Source organism: Methylomonas subterranea, from assembly GCF_024505185.1.
GTDB lineage: Bacteria > Pseudomonadota > Gammaproteobacteria > Methylococcales > Methylomonadaceae > Methylomonas > Methylomonas subterranea.
Genome location: NZ_JANIBJ010000090.1, coordinates 1 through 1189, shown reverse-complemented (window position 1 = coordinate 1189; position 1189 = coordinate 1). Strand labels below are relative to the sequence as shown.

The following is a 1189-nucleotide window of genomic DNA, read 5'->3' as shown; positions in this document are numbered from 1 at the left end:
TAGGGAATCGCTGATTAAATCCCCCGCCGAGAGATGAGATAATAGAGCCTACCTGATCGTAGCCTGGACTAGCCGATGAACACACCGACCCAAACCAGTTTTGCCGAACTTGAATACGCCAGCAAAAAACGCCAAACCCGGCGGGAAAAATTTCTGGTGGAAATGGAACAAGTGGTGCCTTGGGTCTTATTGTTAGCCAAGCTGGAGCCGCATTATCCGCAAAGTGGTCGCCGAGGCCGACAACCGATGCCATTGAATCGCATGTTACGCATCCACTGCATGCAGCAATGGTTCAACTACTCGGATCGCCAAATGGAAGACGCACTGTATGAAATCGACAGCATCCGTCGTTTTGCCGGCTTCGGTAGCGTCACCGAAGCGCTGCCGGACGAAACCACCATTCTCAACTTTCGTCATTGGCTGGAAAAGCACAAGCTGACCGAAGTTCTGCTGTCGACGGTCAACGAACATCTGAAGGATCAAGGCCTATTGGTCTCCAAGGGCACCATGGTCGATGCCACGATTGTTCACGCTCCCAGTTCAACCAAGAATCAAGAGCAACAACGCGACCCCGAGATGCACCAGACCAAGAAAGGCAACCAGTGGTATTTTGGTATGAAAATCCACGTCGGCGCCGACGTCAATTCGGGTGCGGTGCACAGCGTGACCGTCACAGCGGCCAACACCGCCGACATCGTGGAATTGCCCAAGCTGCTGCGCGACGAAGATCAAGTGATCTTTGCCGACGCCGGTTACACCAGCGACGATTACAAAAAAGGCTCGCGGCATCTGGGGCTAAGCTGGTGCGTCAACGACAAACGCAAGCCCGGCAAAAACCTATCGAGTAGCCAACGTAAGCGCAACCGCAAATACTCGTCGGTCAGGGCCCGAGTCGAGCACATTTTTCGAATCATCAAATGCCAGTTCGGCTTTCGCAAGACCCGTTACCGGGGCTTGGAGAAGAACACCGCCCAAGTGAATTGGCTGGTGGGCTTGGCGAATTTATATCTGTTGCGCCGCCAATTGATGGCGGCCTAGGCCGAAATCCGTCTACCGTGTGCCCGAACACGGTAGATGGCAAGAACATTGGGGGATTTGGGCTATTTGCCCAACCAATCCGCCGCGTTTTTTAAAAAACTGTGTTTCTGCAGAGGGGAATGGCTGGGTTTATGATTTGTTCAGCGATTCC

1 protein-coding gene is annotated in these 1189 nt (G+C 53.2%); it reads left to right on the top strand.

The window, feature by feature from the left end; all coding sequences use genetic code 11:
* Positions 1 to 75: 75 nt before the first annotated feature.
* The gene (locus NP590_RS20400) at positions 76 to 1038 is read left to right on the top strand and encodes an IS5 family transposase (RefSeq protein ID WP_256604584.1); all 963 of its coding nucleotides are present in this window, start codon (positions 76 to 78) and stop codon (positions 1036 to 1038) included.
* Positions 1039 to 1189: the final 151 nt, after the last annotated feature.

What these genes read in the sequence shown, in the direction of transcription:
- NP590_RS20400 (WP_256604584.1), top strand. Translation starts at nt 76, where the DNA reads ATGAACACACCGACCCAAACCAGTTTTGCCGAACTTGAATACGCCAGC.